General features: G+C 56.1%; 21 protein-coding genes. 11 read left to right on the forward strand and 10 right to left on the reverse strand.

From position 1 onward, the window contains the following. Positions 1 to 55 precede the first annotated feature (55 nt). A complete protein-coding gene (gene fbaA / locus A3850_RS16350; protein ID WP_068218931.1) occupies positions 56 to 1132 on the forward strand; it encodes a class II fructose-bisphosphate aldolase in 1077 nt (358 codons plus the stop codon). Between the two features lie 83 nt (positions 1133 to 1215). On the opposite strand, the gene A3850_RS16355 is transcribed toward fbaA, so the two are convergent. Both A3850_RS16355 and A3850_RS16360 read right to left on the reverse strand, forming a co-directional pair. Beyond that, a complete protein-coding gene (locus A3850_RS16355; RefSeq protein WP_068218934.1) occupies positions 1216 to 1563 on the reverse strand; it encodes a hypothetical protein in 348 nt (115 codons plus the stop codon). Positions 1564 to 1613: 50 nt separating this feature from the next. Then, on the reverse strand, positions 1614 to 1826 hold the full coding sequence (locus A3850_RS16360) for a hypothetical protein (RefSeq protein WP_068218937.1): 213 nt from the start codon (positions 1824 to 1826) through the stop codon (positions 1614 to 1616). A gap of 170 nt (positions 1827 to 1996) precedes the next feature. Between A3850_RS16360 and A3850_RS16365 the strand changes: the two genes are divergently transcribed. From A3850_RS16365 to ribB, 3 genes are all read left to right on the forward strand, one after another. Further along, positions 1997 to 2719 carry an MIP/aquaporin family protein gene (locus A3850_RS16365; protein WP_068218940.1) on the forward strand — a complete coding sequence of 241 codons (723 nt, stop codon included), beginning with the start codon at positions 1997 to 1999 and terminating at the stop codon, positions 2717 to 2719. A 71-nt stretch (positions 2720 to 2790) separates the two neighbouring features. Then, positions 2791 to 3981 carry a glycosyltransferase gene (locus A3850_RS16370; protein WP_068218943.1) on the forward strand — a complete coding sequence of 397 codons (1191 nt, stop codon included), beginning with the start codon at positions 2791 to 2793 and terminating at the stop codon, positions 3979 to 3981. Then, positions 3953 to 5128, forward strand: coding sequence for a 3,4-dihydroxy-2-butanone-4-phosphate synthase (gene ribB / locus A3850_RS16375; RefSeq protein WP_068218946.1), 1176 nt, complete (start codon positions 3953 to 3955; stop codon positions 5126 to 5128). The genes A3850_RS16370 and ribB overlap by 29 nt, the downstream gene beginning before the upstream one ends. Positions 5129 to 5144: 16 nt before the next feature. On the opposite strand, the gene A3850_RS16380 is transcribed toward ribB, so the two are convergent. Continuing rightward, the gene (locus A3850_RS16380; RefSeq protein ID WP_157501313.1) at positions 5145 to 5672 is read right to left on the reverse strand and encodes a hypothetical protein; all 528 of its coding nucleotides are present in this window, start codon (positions 5670 to 5672) and stop codon (positions 5145 to 5147) included. A 265-nt stretch (positions 5673 to 5937) separates the two neighbouring features. Here A3850_RS16380 and carB point away from each other — a divergent pair, with 265 nt between their 5' ends. Further along, positions 5938 to 8775, forward strand: coding sequence for a carbamoyl-phosphate synthase large subunit (carB, locus tag A3850_RS16385; RefSeq protein ID WP_068218952.1), 2838 nt, complete (start codon positions 5938 to 5940; stop codon positions 8773 to 8775). 224 nt (positions 8776 to 8999) lie between these two features. Continuing rightward, positions 9000 to 9797 carry a DUF6503 family protein gene (locus A3850_RS16390; RefSeq protein ID WP_068218955.1) on the forward strand — a complete coding sequence of 266 codons (798 nt, stop codon included), beginning with the start codon at positions 9000 to 9002 and terminating at the stop codon, positions 9795 to 9797. Here A3850_RS16390 and A3850_RS16395 read toward each other — a convergent pair. Then, positions 9781 to 10647: a menaquinone biosynthesis family protein gene (locus A3850_RS16395; protein ID WP_068218958.1), complete on the reverse strand. Its 867-nt coding sequence runs from the start codon at positions 10645 to 10647 to the stop codon at positions 9781 to 9783. The two genes, A3850_RS16390 and A3850_RS16395, sit on opposite strands and share 17 nt — an antisense overlap. Positions 10648 to 10711: 64 nt before the next feature. Then, a complete protein-coding gene (locus tag A3850_RS16400) occupies positions 10712 to 12562 on the reverse strand; it encodes a T9SS type A sorting domain-containing protein (protein ID WP_157501316.1) in 1851 nt (616 codons plus the stop codon). Between the two features lie 294 nt (positions 12563 to 12856). Between A3850_RS16400 and A3850_RS16405 the strand changes: the two genes are divergently transcribed. Further along, on the forward strand, positions 12857 to 13561 hold the full coding sequence (locus A3850_RS16405; protein ID WP_068218965.1) for an RluA family pseudouridine synthase: 705 nt from the start codon (positions 12857 to 12859) through the stop codon (positions 13559 to 13561). Between the two features lie 71 nt (positions 13562 to 13632). Next, positions 13633 to 15294, forward strand: a complete 1662-nt coding sequence (locus tag A3850_RS16410) for a glutamine--tRNA ligase/YqeY domain fusion protein (protein ID WP_068218968.1) — start codon at positions 13633 to 13635, stop codon at positions 15292 to 15294. An 84-nt stretch (positions 15295 to 15378) separates the two neighbouring features. On the opposite strand, the gene A3850_RS20480 is transcribed toward A3850_RS16410, so the two are convergent. Beyond that, positions 15379 to 15789, reverse strand: a complete 411-nt coding sequence (locus tag A3850_RS20480) for a translation initiation factor (protein WP_082921877.1) — start codon at positions 15787 to 15789, stop codon at positions 15379 to 15381. A 10-nt stretch (positions 15790 to 15799) separates the two neighbouring features. Next, complete coding sequence (locus A3850_RS16420; protein WP_068218971.1) at positions 15800 to 16231, reverse strand: DUF983 domain-containing protein; 432 nt, start codon at positions 16229 to 16231, stop codon at positions 15800 to 15802. A gap of 245 nt (positions 16232 to 16476) precedes the next feature. Between A3850_RS16420 and A3850_RS16425 the strand changes: the two genes are divergently transcribed. The 3 genes from A3850_RS16425 (at position 16477) to A3850_RS16435 (ending at position 19634) form a co-directional block, all read left to right on the forward strand. Continuing rightward, positions 16477 to 17343: an RNA polymerase sigma factor RpoD/SigA gene (locus A3850_RS16425; protein ID WP_068218974.1), complete on the forward strand. Its 867-nt coding sequence runs from the start codon at positions 16477 to 16479 to the stop codon at positions 17341 to 17343. Positions 17344 to 17454: 111 nt separating this feature from the next. After that, positions 17455 to 18414: a hypothetical protein gene (locus tag A3850_RS16430; protein ID WP_157501319.1), complete on the forward strand. Its 960-nt coding sequence runs from the start codon at positions 17455 to 17457 to the stop codon at positions 18412 to 18414. Between the two features lie 47 nt (positions 18415 to 18461). Then, positions 18462 to 19634 (forward strand): PLP-dependent aspartate aminotransferase family protein, encoded by a 1173-nt coding sequence (locus A3850_RS16435; protein ID WP_068218980.1) that lies wholly within the window; start codon positions 18462 to 18464, stop codon positions 19632 to 19634. 8 nt (positions 19635 to 19642) lie between these two features. Here A3850_RS16435 and dnaG read toward each other — a convergent pair whose 3' ends face one another. The 3 genes from dnaG to ettA all read right to left on the reverse strand — a co-directional run bounded on the left by dnaG (position 19643) and on the right by ettA (position 25384). Next, a complete protein-coding gene (gene dnaG, locus A3850_RS16440) occupies positions 19643 to 21820 on the reverse strand; it encodes a DNA primase (protein ID WP_068218982.1) in 2178 nt (725 codons plus the stop codon). Between the two features lie 453 nt (positions 21821 to 22273). Further along, positions 22274 to 23596 (reverse strand): glutamate-1-semialdehyde 2,1-aminomutase, encoded by a 1323-nt coding sequence (gene hemL / locus A3850_RS16445; RefSeq protein ID WP_068218986.1) that lies wholly within the window; start codon positions 23594 to 23596, stop codon positions 22274 to 22276. A 105-nt stretch (positions 23597 to 23701) separates the two neighbouring features. Then, positions 23702 to 25384, reverse strand: a complete 1683-nt coding sequence (gene ettA, locus A3850_RS16450; RefSeq protein ID WP_068218989.1) for an energy-dependent translational throttle protein EttA — start codon at positions 25382 to 25384, stop codon at positions 23702 to 23704. Positions 25385 to 25386 lie beyond the last annotated feature (2 nt).

The raw sequence follows: 25386 nt of genomic DNA on the forward strand, positions 1-25386 counted from the left end.
GTATCCTTCCCAGCCCCCCTAATTTTCGTTATCTTCGCCCCCGAAAATGAAAACTATGACAAAGCAAAAATTCCGCGCCGGCGTCCTTCACGGAGACGAAGTAACCCAACTCCTGCGCTACGCCAACGAAAATAAGTTTGCCCTGCCCGCCGTCAACGTGACGAGCAGCTCCACGGTAAACGCCGTACTGGAGACCGCCAAGGCACTCAACAGCCCGGTAATCATCCAATTCTCTAACGGCGGTGCCCAGTTCTTCGCCGGAAAGGGACTCGGCAACGAAAACCAGAAGGGTGCCATTCAGGGCGGCCTCTCCGGTGCCATGCACGTCCACACGATGGCCGAAGCCTACGGTGTACCGGTGATCCTGCACACGGACCACTGCGCCAAGAAACTCCTCCCCTGGATCGACGGACTGCTTGACGTCGGTGAGAAATTCTACGCCAAGCGCGGCATGCCCCTCTACTCCAGCCACATGCTGGACCTCAGCGAAGAGCCCCTGGAAGAAAACCTGGAGATCAGCGCCAAGTACTTCGAGCGCATGAACAAGATCGGCATGACGATCGAGATCGAACTCGGCGTCACCGGCGGTGAGGAAGATGGTGTCGACAACAGCGATGTCGATTCCAGCAAGCTCTACACTCAACCAGAGGAAGTATTTGAAAGCTACCAGGCCCTCAGCAAGATCGGCGAACGGTTTACGATCGCCGCCGCCTTCGGTAACGTCCACGGCGTCTACAAGCCCGGCAACGTTGAGCTGACGCCCAAGATCCTGAAGAACAGCCAGGACTACCTGAAAGAAAAGCTCGGTATCGAGCAGGACAACCCCATCAACTTTGTCTTCCACGGTGGCTCCGGCTCCAGCGAAGCGGAAATCAAGGAAGCCATCGACTACGGTGCCGTCAAAATGAATATCGACACCGACCTCCAGTGGGCTTACTGGGACGGCGTCCGGAGGTTCGAAGCAGAGAAGAAAGACTACCTCCAGTCACAGATCGGTAACCCCGAAGGCGAGGAGAAGCCGAACAAGAAGAACTACGACCCCCGCAACTGGGTCCGCAAGGCGGAGGTCAGCTTCTCCGAGCGCCTCAAGAAAGCGTTCGAGGATTTGAACTGCGTGGACGTTCTCGGTTAAACCACCGTTTCACACAAAGCAAAGGGCACGAAGGAATCATTCCTCCGTGCCCTTTCTCTTTAGCCTAAATCGTCTGTTCTTTCCTAATCCCGATCGCGCAACACCTTAAAGAGGGTACGCAGCGAATGAACGCGGGGAAACTTCTCCGGGTGCCAGGTCAGCAAGGGATCGTCGCCGATTGTAACCTCTACCGTCTGCACCAAGGGAGAGCGGAGTCGCCGCAACCCTTTCAGGTTGAACTGGGTCGTCCCCAGTGCGTTGGCCAGGCGAAATAGGTCCCATACGGCACTGCCTTCGGAGCAGCGGACGCGCAGGTTACCAGTACTTTCGGCCGTTCGTACCTGCACCAGACCACCACTTGGCGCTTCCATCTTCAGCTCAGCGTCGATCCCGACCTTCGCCAGGATGCGGTATACTTTATCAATGGTCATGCGGGTGGTGGTAAGGTGGGTACGATCAAAAATGGTTAGGGCTGAGGGTGTTAGTCTTCCTTGCTCCGGTCGACGTTATCCGCCGTGCGGATGCGCAGCGTGCCGTTCATCTTCCACTTGGCGGAGTCGGCGTCATCGTTAGTAGAGCTCGGTACGAAGACTTCGAACTGGTCGAATTCGTAGGTGATTTCCGCGCCACGGCCGGTGAGCTTGTCGTAGAGGCCGATGGCCAGTTCGGGCCAGTTATTGGTGTTGTTTGCCATAATGCATCAGGTTGTTTTGGTTAAGAAATGCTTGGATGCTGGAAGGCTAACTGGAATTAGCCGGAAGTGTTCCGGCGGGCCTCACCTAACAAATTGAGTACGTGTAGATTGGGCGTCATTCGCTGCGGCTGCTTACTTTACCGTCCGCTTTCACCATCGCCCACCCACTCATGCACAGTTACCTCTCAGAATTTATCGGAACCGCCGTCCTCTTGCTCTTGGGTTGCGGCGTCAACGCCAACGTCAGCCTCAAGGGCACTTACGGAAAGGCAAGCGGCTGGATCGTTATTTCTTTCGGCTGGGCGATGGCCGTTTTCGTCGGCGTTTTCATCTCGGCCGAGGCCAGTGGCGCTCACTTGAATCCTGCCGTCACGCTGGCCCTGGCGATGGCCAAGGATTTTCCCTGGGCGGAAGTCCCCGGTTACCTGTTGGCCCAGGTGGCGGGCGGCATAACCGGTGCCAGCCTGGCGTGGTTGCAGTACCGGCCGCACTACGCGGCGGAGACGGAACCAGCTACTATTCTGGGCACCTTCAGTACGGGCCCCGCCATCAAGGATACCGTTTCGAATTTCGTGAGCGAGGTGCTCGCCACGTTCGCTTTCGTGTTGGCCGTGTTGTTCCTGGCCGGTCCTTCATTTGGGGATCAGGAGGTAGGCCTCGGGTCACTCGATGCCCTTCCCGTCGCCCTGCTGGTACTCGCTATTGGCCTTTCCCTGGGTGGCACGACGGGGTACGCCATCAACCCAGCGCGTGACCTCGGTCCGCGGATCGCCCACGCGTTTTTGCCCATCCCCGGCAAGGGAGGGAGCAACTGGGGCTATGCCTGGATTCCCATCGTAGGTCCCCTGGCCGGCGCTGCCCTCGCCGCGCTGGCGTTTTTGGCCCTCGCCTGATCCACCGTTTGCGAAGCAAGTAGCCAACCCGGCAGACGGAACACGCGGCAATCCTTCGCTACCTTTGCGCCGTGACGGTTGCCCTGACAATTATCCTGATTTTATGCGTACTTGGCGTGCTGCACACGTACGTCATTTACCCCTTCCTGACGATCAGGCGGGCGCTGCCGCAGGTAGAAAGAGATTGGAATGAACCCATCCCCACGGCTGACTGGCCACCGGTTTACGTACTGATGGCCGTCCACAACGAGGAAGCGGTCCTCCGGGAGAAAATGGAGTCACTCCTCACCCAGGATTACCGGGGTCAACTTAATTTTCTGATCGGCAGCGATAACAGTAGCGACGCCACCAACGATATTCTGAGGGAATACCAGCAGCGGGAATCCCGTCTCTCCCCTACCCTCTTTACTTCCCGCCAGGGGAAGCCCGCCATCATCAACCAACTCGCCCATCAGGCGGGGCCGGAGGGCGTTTACATCATCACCGACGCCAGCGTAATGCTGCGGCCGGACACCATCACCGAGCTCGTCCAACCGATGTTGCGGGATGAGCAACTGGCCGTCGTCGATACCACCATGGTCCAGACCGGCGGCACGGCCACGGGCATCGGCGCGGCGGAAACGGAATACATCGACCGTGAAGTCCAACTCAAGCGGGCCGAGGGTATGCTGTACGGAACGATGATTGGCCCTTTCGGTGGCTGCTACGCCCTGCGCGCCGCCGCGTTTCGCCCCGTACCGGATCGGTTTTTGGTGGATGATTTCTACCTGTGCATGTCCGCCTACGAATTAGGTTACCGCGGGATTAGCAGCCCTACGGCCATTGTAGAAGAAAGCGTCGGGCAGCACATCCACGAAGAGTTCCGCCGGAAGGTGCGCATAAGTAGTGGGAACTGGCAGAACCTGATTCGCTTTCGCAGCTTGTGGTGGTTCCCCACGAAATCCAAGTTGGCCTGGAGTTTCTTCAGCCACAAGGTCCTCCGATGGTGGACGCCCTTTTTGCTCCTAATTGGCGCTTTGGCCTGGCTGGGATTAGCCCTTTGCACGGGCAACCATTGGGTGTGGTTATCGTTTACTGTACTCAGCGGTTTGGTCCTCACGGGTGCGCTTGCGGACGTATTGTTGTCCGATGCTGGCATCCACGTCAGCGCCCTTCGAAAACTGCGTTATTTTTTGGCGATGAACGTGGCCCTCCTGGTCGGCTTCTACCGCTACCTCACCGGAATCTCTACCAATGTCTGGCAACCAAGCAACCGTCACTAGCCAAGCCGAAGCCGGCCGCGCTACCTACCAACTCAACACCATCGAAGAGGCCGTCGCCGACATTCGCGCCGGCAAAGTCGTCATCGTGGTAGACGACGAGGACCGTGAAAACGAAGGCGATTTCGTCTGCGCCGCCGAGCGGGTGACGCCCGAGATCATCAACTTCATGGCCACCTACGGCCGCGGGCTCATCTGCACGCCCATCGCAGAAGAACGGGCCGACCGCCTGGGGCTGACCAAAATGGTGGAGACGAATACGGACGTCCACGAAACGGCCTTCAGCGTAACCATCGATTTAATTGGCCACGGCTGTACAACGGGCATTTCAGCCTACGACCGCGCTACCTGCATTCGCCGTATGACGGAGCATTCCGCGAAACCTTCGGACTTCACCCGCCCCGGCCACGTCTTCCCCCTCCGGGCCGTCAAGGGTGGCGTGCTACGCCGCACCGGCCACACCGAAGCCGCCGTCGATCTGGCGACGATGGCCAACCTCTACCCCGCCGGCGTGATAGTAGAGATCCTCAAGCCCGACGGCGAAATGGCACGGATGCCCTACCTCATGGATTTGGCGAAGGAGCACGACCTCAAGATCGTCAGTATCGAAGACCTCGTAGCCTACCGCCTGCAGATGGAGCGCCTGGTAGAGTGCGAATTCAGCATGGACCTTGACACTCGCTACGGCCCCTTCAAGCTCTACGCTTACCGGCAGACGACGAATAATGACGTACACCTCGCCCTCACCCACGGGGAGTGGGCAGTGGATGAACCCGTCCTGACGCGCGTCCACTCCAGTACCTCCAGCCGCGACTTGCTGCACAGCCTTCTTTCGGGCTACAGCACTGGCCTCCACGGTCCGCTCGAAAAGATCAGCGAAGCGGGCAAAGGAATTCTTCTCTTCATGCGTCCCCACCAAGACGGTAGCGAGGTTATTGCCGGGCTGCGGCTCCTTAAGTCTCGCATGCAGGACGGTCGGAAGGCCAGCATCTCCCAGCCGGCCAGTATGGACCAGCGGGACTTCGGTATTGGTGCCCAAATGCTTAGGGACCTGAAGGTGAGTAAACTGCGCATTCTCTCTAACAATCCCAAAAATCGGATTGGCCTGGAAGGTTACGGATTAGAGGTCGTCGAATTCGTGTCGATGTAGACCTGTTTGATGTGTATTACCGGTTGTTTAAGTCGGGTAGCGTCCACTTTGTATCCTTCTTTCCTTTGGGTTTACGCAGTTCGGATTGGTCTTGCACGGCGCTTTTATCGGTGGCGCGGTACTTTCGCTGCTTACCCGTTCGCTGGTCCTTCAGGATCAAGTGTTCTTCATTGACCGCGACGATATCGTAAACGATATAAAAATCACGGCCCCGCTTGTAGCGTGGATGCACGAGCCCTTCGCCCATGAAACCATCCACGGAAAGGGTAAGCGCAATCCCTTCTTTTTTCCAACGCCCGAGCAGGTGGCGGTACTTTCTGGCGGACTCCTTTACGGCGTCCTCAGCAAAATTCAAGTCGTCCGTTAAGCTGAGCAGGTAGCCGGGGTGCAGTGACCCTTTTTCCTCTTCCCACGCTGGTGTTGTTAGCAGCATTAGCGTATCCACCACCGGCGCAGCATCAACTAATAAAGCAGGCTGTTTGACCTGGGCGCTAGCGCAGGTACTCAGGCAAAGGGCAAGCAGACAAAGGGTCAAGAATCGCATGGTGAATAACTTAAAGTTGAGGGTGTGGCCCGACACTTGTGACGTAGTCCGCATTTAAGACGGCTCTGCTACTGAAAGGGAGCGCATCCCGTCTGTGTTTAAGGTCCTTTTAACTAAGGGAAGTGGCTAGGCCAGGCCTTGGGATTAGACAACGCAATCGGTGCGCTTCTACGCCCGCAAATTGATACTTTTTTGGGGTCACGACACATACAATCCGTGTGCGCCTTGATTATCTTTGCGCGAATTTACCCATACCCACTCTGCTATGCCTAAGGATCAAAGTATCAAATCAGTACTCATCATTGGCTCCGGCCCCATCATCATCGGCCAAGCTTGTGAGTTTGATTATTCCGGTAGCCAGGCAAGCCGGAGTCTGCGGGAAGAAGGCGTTGAGGTCACCATCATCAACCCCAACCCGGCCACCATCATGACGGACCCGATGACGGCGGAGAACGTATACCTCCTCCCCCTTACGCCGGAGTCCGTAGAGCAGATCCTCAAAGAGCAACCGCAGATTGATGCCGTCCTCCCCACGATGGGTGGCCAGACGGCGCTGAACCTCGCCATTGAGTGTGGCGAACTCAACCTCTGGGAGAAGTACAACATCAAACTGATTGGCGTCGACCTCGAGGCCATCGACCTGGCGGAGAATCGGGAGCTCTTCCGCCTCCACATGGAAAAGATCGGCCTCAAGTGTGCCCCGGCCATGATTGCCAACTCCTTCCTCGAAGGAATGGAAGCCGCCCAGGAAATTGGATTCCCCCTCGTGATCCGCCCCAGCTACACCCTCGGTGGATTTGGTGGCGGATTTTGTTTTAAGGAGGAGGACTACGCTGAAATGCTCCGCCGTGGTCTCGATGCTTCCCCCACCCACGAAGTACTGATCGACAAGGCCGTCCTTGGCTGGAAGGAATTCGAACTCGAACTGCTGCGGGACGCCGCCAACAACGTCGTCATCATCTGTGCGGTGGAGAACTTCGACCCGATGGGTATCCACACCGGCGATTCCATCACGGTGGCCCCCGCCATGACGCTCTCGGACAAGGCCTACCAGGATATGCGGAATCAGGCGATCCACGCCATGCGCTCGATGGGCAACTTCGCCGGCGGCTGTAATATCCAATTCAGCCAAAACCCCGAGACGGAGGAACTGATCGTAATTGAGATCAACCCCCGGGTATCTCGCTCTTCGGCGTTGGCCTCCAAGGCTACCGGTTACCCCATCGCCAAGATTGCCGCGAAATTGGCCCTCGGGTTTACGCTGGACGAACTGAAGAACCAGATCACGGGTACGACCTCAGCCTTCTTCGAGCCGACGCTCGATTACGTCATCGTAAAGATCCCCCGCTGGAACTTCAACAAGTTCCCCGGCGCCGACCACATCCTCGGCCTGCAGATGAAGTCCGTAGGAGAAGTGATGGGTATCGGGCGCAACTTCCAGGAAGCCCTCCAAAAAGCTTGCCAATCTCTCGAGAACGGCCGCGCCGGCCTCGGTTCTGACAAAAAGGAATGGATCAAGACGGACGACATCCTCCACCGCCTGGAGAACGTCAGTGAAGACCGGATCTTCCGCCTGAAGGATGCGCTCCGCCTGGGCGTCCCGCGCAAGACCATCCACAAGCTGACAAAGATCGACATGTGGTTCATCAACCAGATCAAGGAGCTGGTGGACTTGGAAAAGGAAGTCGTCAAGTACAACGTACCGGAGGACATCCCCACTACCTTCTTCCGTACCCTGAAGGAGAAAGGCTACTCAGACCAGCAATTGGCCTACCTACTACGGGTAGAAGAAGAGCAAGTCACCAAGCGCCGCTACGAGCTCGGTATCCGCCGTACCTACAAAATGGTGGACACCTGCGCGGCCGAGTTTGAGGCCAAGACGCCCTACTTCTACTCCACCTTCGATTCGGAGAACGAGAGCATCGTGACCGATAAGAAAAAGGTCATCGTTCTCGGCTCGGGGCCCAACCGTATCGGTCAGGGCATCGAGTTCGACTACTGCTGCGTCCACGGTCTGCGCGCCGTCCAGGAAAGCGGTTACGAAGCTATAATGGTCAACTGTAACCCGGAGACCGTATCCACGGACTTCGACCAGGCCGACAAGCTCTACTTCGAGCCCGTCTACTGGGAGCACATCCGTGAGATCATTGAGCTCGAAAAACCGGAAGGCATCATCGTACAGTTGGGTGGCCAGACGGCCCTCAAGTTGGCGGAAGAGTTCCACAACCGGGGTATCAAAGTATTCGGTTCCAGCTACGAAAGCCTGGACCTCGCCGAAGACCGCGGCCGCTTCTCCGACCTGCTTAAGGAACTCGACATCCCCTACCCCAACTACGGTACGGCCAAGGATGCCGACCAGGCCCTTGAGGTTGCCAATCGCGTTGGTTACCCAGTGCTCGTTCGCCCCAGCTACGTACTCGGTGGACAGGATATGCGGATCGTCATCAACGACGATGAGCTTGAGCGCCACGTACTGAGCATCTTCAAAAAAGATCCCAACATGGTCGTCCTGGTGGACCACTTCCTCGACCGCGCCAAGGAAGCGGAAGTGGATGCCATTTGTGATGGCGACGAAGTCCACATCATGGGCATTATGGAGCACATCGAACCCGCCGGTATCCACTCCGGTGATTCTTCGGCCGTACTTCCTACCTACTCTCTAAGCATCGACTCCGTCAACAAGATGCGGGAGTACACCGAGAAACTGGCCTTTGCGCTTAAGACCAAAGGACTCATCAACGTACAATTCGCCATCCGCATTGATAAGCAGACCGGCGAGGAAACGGTCTTCGTAATCGAAGCCAACCCCCGTGCTTCCCGGACGACACCATTCATCGCGAAAGCCTACAAAGTTCCTTACCTGAACATCGCCACCAAAGTGATGCTCGGTGCTAAAAAGTTGAAGGACTTCGACATCAACCCACAGCCCAGTGGATACGCCATCAAGGTGCCGGTCTTTAGCTTCAACAAGTTCCCTAACGTCGACAAGCAACTCGGCCCGGAAATGAAGTCCACCGGCGAAGCGATCCGTTTCGTGAAGGACATGACCGATCCGTTCTTTCGGGAGCTGGACCGTAACCGGAGCGTGTTCCTGACGCGCTAGGTAATGTCCTATAGTACTGATTATGCATTACTAGTCTTTGCTGTTTAACAGTAGTGCGAAAAAGTTTAAAGCCGCAGTATCCCGCATGGTTACTGCGGCTTATCTTTTGAGAGACTTGCTCAAACTACGTTCTTCTCGAGAGACATTTTTGCCTCTCCGTCACCTGCGGACGGACATGGCAGCTACGGCTAAATAATGGATTGGTTTGGACCTACCTTGCACGTATGCTAAGACTACTCAAGCAACTTTTCGGGTTCTTCTGTTTGCTGGCTACTGTATTTGCCTGCTCCGGCAAGCCCACACAACCCAGTACGATGCCTATGGCCACTCCCGCGAAAGACTTACTGAACCGCGCCCTGCAAGCCCACGGTTACGCCGGCGCGGATAAGCTCGCGTACCGTTTCACGTTCCGGGGCGTGGACTACAGTTTCAACCGTGACTTAGAAAGGAGCCTGTACACGCGCACAACTTACGTAGAGAGTGACACCATCCTGGACGTGCTGACCAACGGCCGCCTGGTACGATTCACCAATGGCGTACCGGTAAGCTTGCCGGATACGATGGCCGCCAAGTATGGCCGTTCGGTGAATTCCGTAATCTACTTCGCATCCCTCCCCGATAAGCTAACGGATGCTGCAGTCAACTTGTCTTTGGACGGAAATGCAACAATCAAGGGTAAAGAATACCAGTTGCTACGGATACACTTCGACGAGGAGAATGGGGGCGACGACCACGACGACAATTTCCTGTACTGGATCAACGACTCGACGGACCGCGTCGACTATCTGGCATACGATTACCGGGTGGATGGCGGAGGCGTTCGCTTCCGCTCGGCCTATAATCCACGAGTTATCGACGGGGTGCTATTTTCGGATTACGTGAACTACAAAGCGCCAATGGGTACCCCCTTGAATGATCTACCCCAGCTCTACGAGCGAGGGGAGCTGAAAGAACTCTCCCGGATCGAACTTGAAGAAGTTGCGGTGGTGGAGGAGGTATGGCAGGCTAGTCCTCCGAAATAGGAGCGGGCAACACGCCGCGTTCCCTACCCTGCTCCAGGAAGGCCTTTACGGCGGCGTGGCCTTCGGTGCCGAGGTCTCGGGAGAACTCATTGACGTATAGCTCGATGTGTTTGCGCCGCACTTCGGCGTCCATTTCCTGGGCGTGCTCAGCGACGTAGGCAGCGGAGGCATCCGGATTTTCGAAAGCGTAACGGACCGAACGCGCGAGCACCCGGTCGAAGGTTTCCCGTACCTCCTGAGGCAGATTTTTACGAATCACAATACCGCCGAGGGGAATCGGCAGGCCCGTTTGTTCTTCCCAGTACTCGCCCAGATCCGCGATTTTGTGGAGGCCCCTTTCGTGGTAGGTGAAACGGTTTTCGTGGATCAGCAGGCCGGCGGTAAATTCTCCACTCAGTACGCGGCCCTCAATGTCGGAGAACAACACTTCCTCTTTGTTTACCAATCCCGGATAGGCCAGCCCCAGCAGGTAGTTTGCGGTGGTGTACTTTCCTGGGATTGCGACTTTAGGGTTAGGATATTTCCACCAGTTATTTGCCGGTTCATCCCCATTACTAACCACCTGCGGCAGCGCCAATTCTTTGTTTGCCGTCACTAAAAGCGGACCGACACCACGGCCCAGCGCGCTGCCGGCGTTGAGCAAAGCATACTGATCGGTAAGGTGGCCGTAAGCGTGGTAACTGAGTTTGGTGACGTCCATCTCACCCCGAAAGGCAAGTTGATTGAGCTCTTCTACGTCACCAAGATGCACCTCAAACTCCAGGCCTTCCGTGTCGATGCGGTGGTGAACCAAGGCATCGAAAATGAAGGTATCGTTCGGGCAGGGGCTATAGGCCAGGGTCAGTTTCATGCGGCAAAAATACGGCGGATTGGGGCGCTGCCGCGGGTGCAAAGTTCAGGATCAAGTAACCGGATCAGCGCTTGATTACCCGACGGGTAAGCCGTTGCTTTCCATCGGATAACTCCAGGAAGTAGGCGCCCGCGGGAAGGTGAGCCATGGGGATATCAACGGTTCCGTTGGCTTGGCCGATAGGAATCCGCCGCTGCAAAACCGATTGGCCGACGGAGTTGAATATCCGGTAAGACACTTCAGTACCTTCCACCGCGAGGTAGCTGACGCGCAGGTCAGTGGTGACCGGGTTGGGTTGTACGGACTGCAGGAAAAGATCGGTCTGCTTCCGCTCCAATTGCAGGGTGTTGGATACGGACTCCGTTCCGTCAAAATCAATACTTCGGATACGGTAGATGCTGCTGGGGAGCGGCGACTCGTCCACGGCTTGGTAGGTAATGGCTCGATCGGATTCGCCCGCCGCTTCAAGCGTTACCAGGCTCTTCCACGAATTGTCCTGAGGGTTGGCTCGTTCGAGCACGTGAAACTCGGTATTGGCTTCGGAGGCGGTCGTCCATTCCAGCAGGTTGTTTTTGGTCCGGCTTTCTCCGGTAAAATCGGCAAATTCGACGGGAAGGCTGGCGGCGGACTGGCTTAAGCAAAGATCAAAAGTAGTCGTGGCGCCGCCCGCGCTGCTCCAGGTGTTGATACGGACGTAGTAGCGTTGCCCCACGTTAAGGCCTGCCAGGGTACTATTATCGGGGTTATCCGTACAGGCGAGTTGCGTAAGGTTGTTGCAGGTGCCGGTGTAAACGCTGTGGACGATATCCCGGATGTTACCCCGCACCCGGAGGATGGAAATATCCACGGCGGAGGAGGTAGCAAGAAAGGAGTACCAAACGTCGTTGTTCTCCGTACCGGTGCAACGCGCGTTATTCCCCGATGAAGTAGCACCTTCGAGGCTTCCCCGAACGGTATTATCGCACCCGGGGTTATTGCCCATGAAAACGTTGACCGCATCAATGCAATCATCGTTGATCGGTGGCGGCACGATGCGGCGGGCGCAGAGCCGGAAGTTCGTCCGGAGCGATGGAGAGGCCGTGTGGATTTGAACGAGATAGGTTTGCCCGGCAACTAAATCAACGCGGGAACTGGTTGTAGCCAGGCAGTTTCCAATACGCGTTAAATTTCCACCACACACGCCGCTGTAAACGTGGACGTACGTTTGTTGCTCAAAATTACTCAGCTCAAATAGGTAAGGGTCGGTCGTTGGGGCTACGAAGCGGAACCAGACGTCATCGTCGTTGGCGGTACTGCAAACGTTGGTTTCGGGGCCGCGGGTGGCGCCGAAAGTGGTGGCATTGAATCCTGCGGTACAGGTACTGTTCTCCGAAAGGAGTAAGGGGAAAGCCGCGCCGCAATCGTCATTGTCCGGTGGTGGCGAGGGCAATTGAACGCAGACGTTAAAAGTTGTCGCCGCGGGCAGATTTTCAAAAGTGAACACCCGGATGTAGTATGCGGCCCCTACGGTGAGATTGAAGAGCGTACTCGTGTTAGGGTCCGAACAGCTGATGCGCGTAAGGTTATCGCACGTACCCGAATACACCTCGTGGACGAAATCGCTATCCCCACCAAGGATATTGGTAAGCCGGATGGTCGTGCCCGTAGCGCCGGCAGTGAAACGGAACCAAACGTCATTATTAGCCGTACCCAAACAGGCCACCGGCCCAGGAGAAGCAGTTGCAGCATTCAATGTTCCCGCACCTACGGAGGTGCACGTCTGGGGCGCATTGACCAAGATGAGAGTGGCTGATCCGCATTCGTCGTTGCCGGGCATCAAAGCACGATCGAGCTCAGTGGCGGAAAGCGTACAAAATCCGGCGATTAGCAAAACCAGCAGGCTAAGGAAGCGGCTGAGTTTAAGTGAGTGAGTCATTATCTAATTTGTTTGTCAAGTGTCTAAAGCGGAAAACCGGAAAGGGCACCAAGGCGGTGCAAATGCTAAGGCTATAATCTATTTGTAAGGTCAAGGTTCTTCGGAGTAGATGCAAATGATAATTTTAACTATGTTCCAATTTTCCATACAGTTTGTTATGGTGAGACAGTATCCGTAAAATAATGTTTAGTGTATTCTGAGCACACGGTAGGTCTCGCAAAATCCAAATTCTGGTCGCCTTGTAAGCCTTTGCTTTAAGCTACCTTTGCCTCCGAATCTAATTCAACCGACCGTATGCAGTTGCAGGTACTTTTTGAGGACAATCACCTGATCGCCGTGAATAAGCCCGCGGGCATTCTCAGCCAGAGCGATAAAACGGGTGATACCACAGTCATGGACTGGGTGAAGGCCTACATCAAGCACCGCTACGACAAGCCGGGCGCCGTTTTCCTGGGTGCTATCCACCGTCTGGATCGGCCGGTTTCCGGAGTCATCCTTTTTGGCCGGACGAGCAAGGGGCTAAAGCGCATGAACGAACTCTTTCGGGAGCGTAAAGTCCAGAAAACCTACTGGGCCATCGTGAACGAACAGCCCAAGCCGATAGAAGGAAGCCTGACCGGATACATCTTTAAGGATACGGACAAGAACCGCAGCAAAATGCTTCCGAAAGCAGACTCCAACCGCCACCAAGGAGCCAAAAGAGCGCACCTGGACTACCGGCTGCTGGGTCGGGTTGGTTCAAACATCCTGCTGGAAGTCAAACCAGAGACGGGCCGGCCGCACCAGATTCGTGTCCAATTGGCTTCCCAACTGAAAACACCCATTCACGGTGATCTGAAGTATGGCTCGGCCCACCGCAATGAGGACGGTAATATCAACCTACACAGTCGCAAGCTCTCCTTCACCCACCCGGTGACCGGAGAGGACGTCTCCATTACGGCCCCCGTGCCCGAGCAGGACCAACTTTGGGGACTGTTCTCGGAGATGACGGAGTGGTAACTCCGCAACTTCTTCCCCTACCCCATTTGTACCATATCCATTACTTTGGAGAGCTAGCTTAACTAATACGTATGTCCACTATTCCCGAAGCCGATAATTTTATTGAGGAGATCATCGTCGAAGACCTGCAAAACGGTAAGCACGATGGTCGCATTCTAACGCGCTTCCCACCCGAACCTAATGGGTACCTCCACATCGGGCACGCCAAGGCGATCACCATCAACTTCGAAACGGCAAAGAAATACGGCGGCACCTCCAACCTGCGGATGGATGATACCAACCCGATCACGGAGGAAACTCACTTCGTAGAATCCATCGAAAATGATATTCGTTGGTTGGGTTACGAATGGCAGGGGGATACCCTCTACGCCTCCAACTATTTTGAGGAGTTGTACCAACTGGCCCTTCGTCTCATCGATAAGGGATTGGCCTTCGTCGACGACTCCACCGCCGAGGAAATTGCGGAGCAGAAGGGTGACATTGGCGTCCCAGGTACCAACTCTCCCTACCGCGATCGTAGCGTAGCCGAAAATCGGGACCTGTTCGAGAGAATGAAGGCCGGAGAATTCCCCGACGGTGCTAAAGTGCTACGGGCTAAAATCGACATGGCCCACCCCAACCTGTTACTCCGGGACCCAGCACTCTACCGGATCAAGCACGCTACCCACCACCGGACGGGTGACGAATGGTGTATCTACCCCCTTTATGACTTTGCCCACGGGCAGAGTGATTCCATTGAGCACATCACCCACTCGCTTTGTAGTTTGGAGTTCCGCCATCACCGGGATCTCTACAACTGGTTGATCGATGCCTTGGAGATCTTCCCCAGCCGCCAGATCGAGTTTGCCCGGATGAACGTGGATTACTTCATCACCTCCAAGCGCCGCCTTAAGCTCCTGGTGGAGCAAGGCATCGTCGCTGGGTGGGATGATCCCCGCATGGGCACCATCGCCGGAATGCGCCGCCGCGGCTACCCCGCCGAAGCGATCCGTAATTTCTGTATGCGGACGGGCGTCACCAAACGCGACAACCAGCAGGAGTTTGACTTCCTCGAACACAACGTGCGGGAAGTCCTGAACAGCAAAGCGGACCGGTATATGGCCGTCATGAACCCGGTGAAGCTGGTCATTACTAACTATCCAGAAGGCGAGAGTGAAGTCTTTACTTCCGACAATAACCCTGAGGACGAAAGCCGTGGCCAACGCGAAATCCCCTTCGGTCGGGAGATCTGGGTGGAGCGGGAAGACTTCCGCAAGGAACCCCAGAATCGGAAATACTTCCGTTTGGCGCCGGGCAAGGACGTTCGTCTAAAATCTGCCTACATCATTCACGTGGAAGGCCACGAGGAAGATGAGCATGGCGAGGTAACCCAGATCAACGCTACTTACTATCCTGATTCCCGGTCCGGCTCGGACACTTCGGGCGTCAAGGCGAAGGGCACCATCCACTGGGTGAGCGTGGAGAAGGGAATTGACTTCGAAGTGCGCCAGTACGATAAGCTGTTCACGGACCCAACACCAATGGACCATGAAGACCGAGATTTCCTGGAATTCGTCAATCCAGACAGCTTGAAAGTGGTCACCGCCAAGGGGGAACCCGGACTAGCTGACGTAGCGAAAGGCGATGCCGTTCAATTCTTGCGCAAAGGTTACTACACCGTAGATGATGATAGCACGGCTGATGCAGTCGTCTTCAATTTCACCTGTGGATTGAAGAGCAGCTGGAAAGGCTGATCTGAGACTTTAGATTTTAGACGTTAGACCTTAGAGGCTAAACCCCACAACGTCTAATGTCCAAAATCTAACGTCTAAAGTCTTTCATCCGCCCGCTTTTTTGGCTCCACGGTAACCCTCGGCTGTGAGGATCTCCATCACCTTATCGCGCTTATTCCCCTGAATGACGATCTCGCCATTTTTTGCGGATCCGCCTACGCCACACTTCTTTTTTAGGGTCTTGGCCAATTCGGTTAGTTGGTCATCGGTACCATCGAAACCGGTGATCAGGGTTACTGCCTTACCACGGCGTTGTTTCCGGTCGATGTAGACCCGTAGGGCCATTGTTGCTCGCCCCATTACCTCGGCACCTGCGGCAGCGCCCTCTTCTTGTGCTGGCAGATCTTTGGGTGCATCGGGCAGGCCACTGAGACCGGAGAGTGCTGCGAATGGATTATCGGCCGCGCCATCGCCCGTACTGAAACTGGTCTTTCCCTTTTGTTTCTTCTTGCTCATGGTCAATTTTTTAGGTACCGCTGACGATGGTAGGGACTGATTTAGTGATCGTACCGGCATCAACGGCGGCGGTTGCCTGGGGGCGGTATTTTTGAACGATGTGAAAGTACAGCGACCGCGATAGGCGGAACCACCAAACAAAAAACAAGGTACCCCACAGCAGCAAGAACAGGAAGGACATCGCGAAACCTACGCCCAGAACCCAGTGTAGCAGCATGACGAAGCCCAGGCTGAAAAAGCCCGAACCGATGTAGGAGATGAACATGGCCCCGTAATAGAAGCCCGGTTCCGGGAAGTAATTCTGGCCACACTTCGGGCAATGCTCGTACTGTTTGAAGGGCAGCCGCAGCGAAAATGAGCTGGTGGGGAAGAGATCACCCCGTCGGCAACGCGGGCAAGTCATGCGGAATACGGAACCGATCCAGGTGGGGTTATTGGGCATTGGCGGGGTTTGTTGACCGAACGGCTGGAGGGTCTAAAAGTTGGTACAAATTGGGCCACTGAGTACTGACTCAACTGCTTGTTGGTACACTGATGACGACCGCACAACTTTTTCCGTCAGGCTGCCGTCTATACCCAAAGAGGGTTAATCAAAAATTTGATATATTGTAATCCTAATTTGAGCATAAAATGTTTCTAAGTGTGTTACTGCTTTTAGTCCTCTCTACCCGAAAATAGCCTATCCCTATGCGCCAACTGAAGATCAGCAATAAGATTACCTCCCGCGAGAGCATTGCGTTGGAGAAGTACTTGTCCGACATCGGCAAGATCGATCTGCTGACGCCAGAGGACGAGGCCCGGCTGGCCCGGCAAATCCGGGAAGGTGACGAACAGGCACTCGAGAAACTGACGCGGGCCAACCTGCGCTTCGTGGTATCGGTAGCAAAGCAGTACCAGAATCAAGGCCTGAGCCTCGCGGACCTCATCAATGAAGGCAACGTAGGTTTGATCAAGGCCGCCAAGCGCTTCGACGAAACCCGTGGTTTCAAGTTCATCTCCTACGCCGTCTGGTGGATCCGCCAGAGCATCATGGCCGCCATCGTGGAATTCAGCCGCCTCGTGCGGATGCCCAACAATAAGGCCGCGGGATACACTAAAGTGACGAAAGCCATCGCCGCCTTCCAACAGCAATTCGAGCGCGAGCCCGAACCCGAAGAGCTCGCTGAAGCACTGGACATTTCCCTTGCGGACGTCAACCGCGCCCTCAGCGGCCGCATGCGCCACCTCTCCTTCGACGCTCCAATTGCCGGTGACGATTCGGACATCACCATGCTCGACACCCTCCCCACCGACGAGCAAAACAACCCTACCCGCAACGTGATGGCCGAAAGCCTCACCAAGGAGATCGCCGCTAACCTCAACATGCTGGCCCCTCGCGAGCGGACGGTCCTGGCCTGCTACTTCGGCCTCGACGGCGAACAACAGCTTAACCTGGAAGAGATCGGTGACCGCTTCGACCTCACGCGCGAACGCGTCCGCCAAATCAAGGAGCGTGCCATTCGCCGTTTGCGTCGGTCACAAAGCCGCGACGCGCTGAAGAATTACCTGGGCTAGATCGTAATTATCGGCCAGTCCGCCGATCAAATATGTTTTGGGCGAACGCTAGCGTTTACTTCGGGTAACAAACGGAAATCGCGTTCTTTGCGGTCAAATTGCCTGCCCCTGATGCGTAACTTGCTCCTGCTCTATCTGTCTCTGCTATTGTGCGTCTCTTCGTACGGTCAGGGTGCCCTCGATCAGGGGCGATTGGGTACGGGACAGCAAGCCGATCCGTATTCCGCGGATCTGGAAGAACGGATCCTCGATAATGCAGTGGCTCAGCCCATTCGGCGCGACGTAGTTCAGGATACCAGCCAATTGACCACCGCCTGGATCGGTGCCTTTCGTGGCGGGTATAAAGTCAAAAGAAAGGATGGTAAAATGGGACTCTTGCGCCAAGATCTGACCATCTGGGTGCCCTTCCTTTACGCTGATATCCAGGCCGTTGTAACGGGAATTGACCCGCAGCGTGATTACGTGCTGCTCGCACGCCGATCATCCCACGGTAGGTACGGCATCATTAACGACGAGGGGGAGCCGGAAAGTGAATTCGTCCTCAGCTTCAACGAGCGGCTCCTGATTCTAGATGAGTTCATCCTGGACGCCCCCTACCTTGGCCGGACCTTCATCCGTCACCGCTCCGGGGCACCCGGTTACACGGAGGGCTTCTCCCGCGTGTGGACGCACCCCATCCTCAACGGGGAAGGCATTCGCATCCTCAATGTTCGCCAGGGAGCGGCACCCGAGCTCGCCCTTTTTAACCTGGATGAAGAAGCCGTGGTCACGCCATTCGCCTACTCCAGGATTTCTCGGGTTGAGCCCATCGTTGGCGAACGCCGCTTCATCCCCTTGCTGGAAGGCCACACGAAGGAAGGGATAGAGCTGGTACGGCCCTCCGGGAAAGTACTGAGCCCGCTAAAGTTTGCCGGCGTAGAAGGCTACAACAACTGGAAGCAACTGCGCGACTACTTCGGCCTACCCGACGACCCCGCTGCGGAGGCCATCGCCTGGACGAGCGACTTGGAAGTTTACGTCGTATACGCGGATGACCGGGTCGTACACCTCGGGAAATACACCGATTTGTAGGGGCGCTTCTTCCACCCCGCTCCGGCCGGATTCGGTACCTTTGGCCCATGCCGAAGAAATTACATCCGCAGACCCAGGCCATCCGTGGCCAGATGGAAAAAACGGGCTTTCGTGAGCACTCCGCTCCCCTGTTTTTGACCAGCAGTTTTACCTTCGATTCCGCGGAATCCATGGCCGCTTCCTTCCGGGGAGAGGGCGACGGCATCATCTATTCTCGGTACAACAACCCCAGCGTGGACGAGCTCGTAGCTAAAGTGTGCGCGCTCGAAGGGCTGCCAGCGGGGTTCGCTACTGGCTCCGGCATGGCGGCGGTTTTTGCCAGTATTGCCGCCCTCGTGCAACAGGGAGACCACATCATCGCTACGCGCGCATTGTTTGGAAGCACCCACCAGATTTTGACTTCGATCCTGCCCAAGTGGGGAGTTAGGTTCACCTACGTAGACCCGGAAAACCCGGAGACCTGGTCGGCTGCTCTCCGCCCGGAGACCGTGATGTTCCTCACCGAAACCCCTTCCAATCCGGGGTTGAAGCTGGTTGACCTGAAAGCAGCGGGTAAATTCAGCAAGGACAACGATCTACTGTTCGTAGTAGACAATTGCTTCGCCACCTCTATCATTCAGCGGCCAGCGGACTACGGGGCGGACCTCGTGACCCACTCCGCAACAAAGTGGATGGACGGGCAGGGGCGCGTCCTTGGCGGTCTACTCGTCGGCACGGAGGAGGTGATGGAAAAGGTGACCTTCTTTTGTCGCCACACTGGTCCGGCCATGTCGCCCTTCAATGCTTGGGTAATTTCCAAAAGTCTCGAAACCCTCCACGTTCGCCTGGCCGCGCACTGCGCCTCTGCCCTCAAACTGGCCGAATGGTTGACGGATCTGCCGATGGTCAAGGCGGTCCACTACCCCTACCTACCCAGCCACCCACAGTACGAACTAGCCCGACGGCAAATGACAGCTGGCGGCGGCATCGTCACTTTTGAATTGGCCGGCGGAATTGAGGCGGCCAATGCGCTGCTTAATCGGGTCGAAATCTGTACCCGTAGTTCCAATCTCGGTGATACCCGAACCATCCTCACCCACCCGGCTACGACGACACATTCGAAGCTGACGCCGGAGGAAAGGGCCAGCGTTGGCATCAGCGATGGCCTCGTCAGAATGAGCGTCGGCCTCGAGCACGTCGATGATCTTAAAACGGATTTGCTACTTGGCTTGCAGCCTTAGCCTAAAATCTACAGGATCACCGTTCCCAGCTCCGCCGCCAATTCTTTGCGCATCTGGTCCAACTGCTGCTGCACCTTAAGGTGTAGGATCAGCCCGTCTTCGTCTCCGGCGCGATCCAGTTCTTTGATTTTCGCAATGTTTTCCCGGCACTTACGATCGATCTTTTCCATCCGGAAGATGCGTAGGAAATTATCCGCGTAGGCCCGCTGGTTGTCCTCGGGTAATTTTTGGCGCAGGATGACGTCGTACTTTTCCCGCCAGTTCGGGCTCATGGAATACTTTTTGGTAGTCGCCTCAATGGCGAGTTGACGGATCTTTTCGTCCTCGTGGTTCAGGAAAAATTCTGGTGGCGGGGCCAGCTCATTGGCGGAAACTTCCATCACCATCAGCACGACCTTGCGCGCGATGGGGGCATCAAAATCATTGAGGAGGTCGGCGATATTTCTGGTCAGAAAAGTACCGACGCTTAGGTGTTGCTCTTCGTCGTAATGGCTGCTTCCGTGGCGGATCAGCAGGCGGGCGAGGTCGAGCTCCTGGTAGGTTTCCCCCGTCAGAATTAGTGGGCTACCGACCCGGTCGAGGGAATCCTCGCTGGGTGCCGGTCCGGGGTCAGGGCCAAATCCAGGTTCCGGGCCAAAGTAGGCGTCCGGCGGGCCACCCCAGCCATCTTCTTCGCCACCACCGGCCCAGCCCATGTCCTCCATTCCGGCCCAATTCTCGTCACTGCTATCGGCCTTCGGCGGGGGCGCTGCCGCGGGTGCGGAGTTAGGGGGTGGAGTACCGGGGAAGGGCGCATGATCGTACCCTTCCTTTTGCCGACGGGCCGGCCGTTGACCAACGGGGCCACGCTGGCGACGCCGCGCTTCGCGTTCCGCATCCCGTTTTGCCTTTTCCCGTCGCTCAGCCACGGCGGTATTGACGAGGTTGATGAGTAAGGACTCCTCCAACCCCAGGCGGCCGGAGAATTGCTGGACGTAGCCCTGCCGCTTGAGGGGATCGTCCACCAAAGCCAGCGTGGAGATGCTGGACCGGATCGCTTCGCTCCGCGCGGCGACGTCATCCCCCGCCTCTTCCAGCAGGAGATCGGATTTAAAGAACAGGAAGTCCCGTCGGGAATCGACCAGAAATTTTTCGAAGGCCGTCGTCCCTACCTTCTGCATGTAGCTATCGGGATCTTCCCCGTCGGGGAGGATGACTACGCGGACGTTCAGCCCTTCAATGAGTAGTACGTCCACCCCGCGGAGGGCAGCTTTGATTCCCGCCTTGTCTCCGTCGTAGAGGAGGGTGACGTTCTCCGTTTGTCGCTTAACCAGACGAGCCTGCCCCGGGGTAAGGCTGGTGCCGGAGGTCGCTACGACGTTGGTCACCCCGTGCTGGTGCAGGCTGATGACGTCGGTGTAACCCTCCACCATATACACGTTGTCCAACTTACGAATCGACTGCCGCGCCTGGTAGATCCCGTAGAGGACGTCCGACTTATGGTAGACCTCCGTTTCCGGGCTGTTGACGTACTTGGGCGCCTTGACGTTCGTCTTCAGGATGCGCCCGGCAAAGGCAATCGGCTTCCCCTGAAGGTTGTGGATGGTGAACATCACCCGGTCAAAGAAGAAATCCTTCTTGTTGCGGATGAGCCCCAGTTTGTCGAGCTGCTCGGGCTTATACCCAGCCGCCGTTGCGGCTTTGAAAAGGGCATCCCTTTTGAAGGGTGCGTAACCGAGCCCAAACTTTTGCATGACGTCCTTACGGAAGCCCCGGCTCTTGAAATAGCTGAGCCCGACGCTCTTGCCCTCGTCCGTATTATAGAGTTGGTCCTCGTAGAACTGCCGTGCGAATTCGTTGACAAGCAGTAGGCTTTCCTTTTCCCGGCGCTCCTCCTTTACCTCCTCGCTGACTTCAACTTCTTCCAGTTTGAAGTTGTAGCGGGCGGCGATTTTCCTAATGGCTTCGGGGAAGCTGAGTTGCTCCAGCGTCATCAGAAATTTGACGGGGTCCCCACCCTCGCCGCAGCCAAAACACTTGTAGATGTTTCTGGCTGGGTTGACGTTAAAGCTCGGCGTTTTCTCATTATGGAAGGGACACAGACCGATCATGTTCTGGCCCCGGCGACGCAGATTTACGTAGTCGCCAACGATGTCTTCCACGCGGGCCATCTCGATGACTTCCCGTACGCTATCCTCTTTGATCATTGTTTCAAATATACGAAAATCGGGTGTCCGGGTAGCGTCATTTAGGTGACCTTCCCCGACTTGAAACCTAGTGTTTACCAGGGTTTTGGAGCACCTTAACGTTATTTAACGCTTAGCCGTAGACACTTTTGCCTGGTTTAAGCGTCTCTTAAGCAACAGCAGTAGGGAAAGCTTTCTATTCTTCCCGAAACTGCTTAGACGGAAGCTTCATATCAATTTGTTTCCGGCAAGATTTAATGGGTGTTCTCATAGTGTGTGGACTGTCCCGGCATCGTTAACTCGATGACCGGGGCAGTTTTTTTAGAGCTACAAACAGTAGAGAAGAACAAAACCGGAAAGAGTGCAAATTATAGTCGAAGTCTTTGACCCCGGGCGAAGAATAGCCCGACGTGGACGTCGGGAGCCGAGAGAATGCCTCGAAAGTCATAGACAAAGAGGCAAATTTTCAGCCGACTATCCGCTGAACGCTACGTCCATCGCCCGCTTGATCTTACCTAGTGCTTCCTCCAGATCCGCGACGGAGTGAGCGCCTGACACGAAACCAACTTCGTAGCCACTGGGGCCGAGGTAGACGCCAGTCTGCAATAACTCGTGGTGAATCATCTTAAAGTACTCCATGTTAGCGGGGTCGATCTGGTCCGAGCGGGTAATGCGCTCCGTGCCGAAAGCCAGCCAGAAAATAGAGCCGATGTGGGGAACGTGGAGGGGGTACCCTTTATCCCGTGCGTAGCCCTCAATCGCCGTAGCGAAAGCGTGGGTCTTCTTGGCCTGCACCTCGTAGAAGCCTTCCGTCAGACACAACTCCAGCGCTGCTAAGCCAGCCGCCATAGCTACCGGATTGGCGCTCAATGTGCCCGCCTGGTAAACGGGACCAACCGGAGCGATGTGGTCCATAATGGCCTTTGATCCGGCGTAGGCGCCGACGGGGAAGCCTCCCCCGATCACTTTGCCAAAGGTGATGATGTCCGGCTGAACGTCGTAGTAACCCGCCGCGCCGGTGAAACCCACCCGGAAGCCAGAAATCACCTCATCGAATATCAGGAGAACGCCGTGTTTGTAGGCCTTGATCCGTAAACACTTCAGCCAGGAGGGATCCTGAATCAACAGCCCGTTATTGGCGGGCACGGGCTCAACGATGATACACGCAATGTCATCAGCGTGCTCACTCAAGGTCTTTTCCAGCAGGTCCCGATCATTGAGGGGCAGGATGAGGGTATCGGCGGCTACGGACTCGGGCACCCCGGCGCTGGAGCTGGTCCCAAAAGTAGCCAGGCCAGAACCCGCCTTTACCAAAAGACTGTCCACGTGGCCGTGGTAACACCCATCAAACTTGAGGATCTTATTCTTCCCCGTCACCCCCCGCGCCAGGCGGATTGCGGACATCACCGCTTCGGTACCGGAGCTGACGAAGCGTAGGCTTTCGATGTAGGGGTGATTATCCAGGATGAGTTTACCAAGGCGATTTCCCATCTCGTTTGGGGTACCGAAACTGGTCCCCTTCCGTACGGTCGCCATCACCTTTTCTTCGATGTACTCGTTGGCGTGGCCGTGAATGAGTGGGCCCCAGGAACAGCAAAAGTCGATGAATTCGTTGCCGTCCACATCAGTCATGCGGCTACCCTTACCTTCCTCAATGAAGAGAGGCGGGCCACTGACGCTACGGAAAGCGCGCACCGGGCTATTCACCCCACCGGGGAAGTAGGTTTGGGCTTCCGCAAAAAGGGCGGCGGATTTCTCGCGGGGGATACGTTGTTCGTAGCGGACTTCACTGGACATACAAATCTCATTTAGGGACAATACTCAGGCCAAAGCACTGGCATCAATCGGGGTAACGGCTGGTGGCAAAAGCCACGTTAGCTCAGGTCAGGAAGTACTTCCCGATTAGCGGTTGATCACGTTTTTGAAGCGGGGGCGCTTCGGTGTAACGTCACCAAGGCGAGCCTTTTTGGCCGCTTCGTACTGGCTGTAGTTACCCTCAAAGAACTGGATCTCTCCCTCATCTTCGAACGAAAGAATATGGGTAGCCAAACGATCGATAAACCAACGGTCGTGACTGATTACGAGGACACAACCCGCAAAACTGTCTAGCGCGTCCTCAAGGGCGCGGAGGGTATTGATGTCGATATCGTTCGTCGGCTCATCCAGCAGAAGTACGTTACCACCTTCCCGCAGGGTCATGGCTAGCTGCAGGCGGTTCCGTTCCCCACCGGAGAGGACGCCAACCTTTTTCTGTTGGTCGCCACCCGCGAAGTTGAACTTACTCAAGTAAGCACGAGCGTTAACGGATTTGCCACCCACTTCGATCATATCGTGCCCCTTGCTGACGATCTCGTAGATGGTCTTACTGCCATCCTGTAATTCTTCGTGGCTCTGGTCTACGTAGCTGATCTTGACGGTTTGGCCAACGTCCACAGTGCCGGCATCGGGTTCGTGCTCTTTTACTAGGAGACGGAAGAAGGTAGACTTACCCACGCCGTTGGGCCCCAGGATACCGACAATCGCGTTACGGGGGATGGAGAAGGTGGCATTCTCAAAGAGTACGCGGTCCCCAAAGCCTTTGGAGAGGTTCTGAACTTCTACCACTTTGTCACCAAGACGGGGACCGGGTGGAATGTAGATCTCCAGGTTCTTTTCCCTTTCGCGGCCCTCTTCGCCGGCGAGTTTGTCATAAGCGTTGAGGCGGGCCTTCCCCTTGGACTGGCGGGCTTTCGGCGCCATTTTTATCCATTCCAATTCCCGCTTGAGGGTCTTGCGGCGGTTGCTCTCGGTCTTTTCTTCCTGGGCGAGGCGGGCTTCCTTTTGCTCCAACCAGCTGGAGTAGTTGCCTTCCCACGGGATGCCTTCGCCACGGTCTAGTTCAAGGATCCAGCCAGCGACGTTGTCCAGGAAGTAACGGTCGTGCGTCACGGCGATGACCGTTCCCGGGAAGCTCTGTAAGTATTGCTCCAGCCAGTGCACGGACTCCGCGTCAAGGTGGTTCGTCGGTTCGTCCAGCAGCAGGACGTCCGGGTTGCTGAGTAGTAAGCGGGCGAGGGCAACCCGGCGGCGTTCACCACCGGAGAGGACGCTCACCTTGGCGTCGTCGGGTGGGCAGCGGAGGGCATCCATGGCCGTGTTGAGGCGGTTGTCGAGTTCCCAGGCATTTCGGTTCTCCAACTCCTCCATCAGTTCACCCTGGCGCTCGATGAGTTTATTCATCTCGTCATCGCTCATGGGTTCGGCGAACTTGAGGTTCACGGCGTCGTACTCCTTCATCAGGTCGACGGTTTCCTGAACGCCTTCCTCTACAACTTCGCGGACGGTTTTTTCGGGGTCTAGTTCTGGCTCCTGTTGGAGGTAACCAATTTTGTAGTCGCCGTCAAATACGACGTTCCCCTGGAAGTTTTTGTCTACTCCCGCAATGATCTTCAGCAGCGTCGACTTACCGGAACCGTTCAAGCCGAGGACGCCAATTTTCGCTCCGTAGTAGAAGCTCAACCAGATATTGTTGAGGACTTTTTTATTCGCTCCGGGAAAGGTCTTTGAGACCCGTTCCATGGAAAAGATGATCTTGTGATCGGCCATTT

Source organism: Lewinella sp. 4G2 (assembly GCF_001625015.1).
Taxonomy (GTDB): Bacteria; Bacteroidota; Bacteroidia; order Chitinophagales; family Saprospiraceae; genus Neolewinella.